General features: G+C 51.0%; 1 protein-coding gene. It reads right to left on the reverse strand.

Annotation, left to right across the window (positions count from 1 at the left end; translation table 11 throughout):
• A partial coding sequence (locus H7T98_RS09380) for a hypothetical protein (RefSeq protein WP_201061765.1) occupies positions 1-1,239 on the reverse strand: 1,239 nt, incomplete at both ends.

Here is a 1,239-nt window from a genome sequence, read left to right on the forward strand (position 1 = left end):
CCGCCCGCCCCCCCCCCCCCCGCCCATCCCCACGCTCTTTTCCTTTCTGACGCTGATGCACTTGCTGACGCTGACGCACTTGCTGAAGCTGAGGCACTTGCTGACGCTGACGCACTTGCTGACTCAGATGCACTTACAGAGGCTGACGCACTTGCTGACGCTGACGCACTTGCTGAGGCTGAAGTACTTGCTGACGCTGAGGCGCTTGCTGACTCTGAAGCACTTGCTGAAGCCGAGGCACTTGCTGACTCAGACGCACTTGCTGAGGCTGACGCACTTGCTGACTCAGATGCTGACGCTGATTCTGATGCACTTGCTGAGGCTGACGCACTTGCTGAAGCTGAGGTGCTTACTGATTCTGATGTACTTGTTGATTCTGAAGCACTTGCTGAAGCCGAGGCACTTGTTGACTCAGACGCACTTGCTGAGGCTGATGCACTTACAGAGGCTGACGCACTTGCTGATTCTGATGTACTTGCTGATTCTGATGCACTTGCTGATTCTGATGTACTTGCTGAGGCTGACGCACTTGCTGAGGCTGACGCACTTGCTGAGGCTGAAGTACTTGCTGAAGCCGAGGCACTTACTGACTCAGATGCTGACGCTGAGGCTGACGCACTTACTGACTCAGACGCACTTGCTGACTCAGAGGCACTTACTGACTCAGATGCTGACGCTGATTCTGATGCACTTGTTGATTCTGATGCACTTGTTGATTCTGAAGTACTTGCTGATTCTGATGTACTTGCTGATTCTGATGCACTTACAGAGGCTGAAGCACTTGCTGAGGCTGACGCTGATTCTGAAGCACTTACTGACTCAGACGCACTTGCTGATTCTGATGTACTTGTTGAGGCTGACGCACTTGCTGACGCTGACGCACTTGCTGAAGCTGATTCTGAAGTACTTGCTGATTCTGATGTACTTGCTGACTCTGAAGCACTTGCTGAAGCCGAGGCACTTGCTGACTCAGACGCACTTGCTGACTCTGAAGTACTTGCTGAAGCTGACGCACTTGCTGAAGCTGACGCACTTGCTGACTCAGACATTTGCTGACTCTTTGATTGACTCTGAGACAAGCTTATTCGAGCTGAGGCGCTAGCAGATCTACTTGCACTTGTCGATAAAGATTGACTTATCGAACTAGACAAACTTTGCGATCTTGATGTACTCAATGAAGCACTTGTACTTGCTGATTGTGATAGTCGCTGACTCGTTGATTGACTCTGTGACAAGCTT

The sequence above is a fragment of the Streptococcus sp. 23.2 genome, from assembly GCF_016648665.1.
Lineage (GTDB): Bacteria > Bacillota > Bacilli > Lactobacillales > Streptococcaceae > Streptococcus > Streptococcus salivarius_E.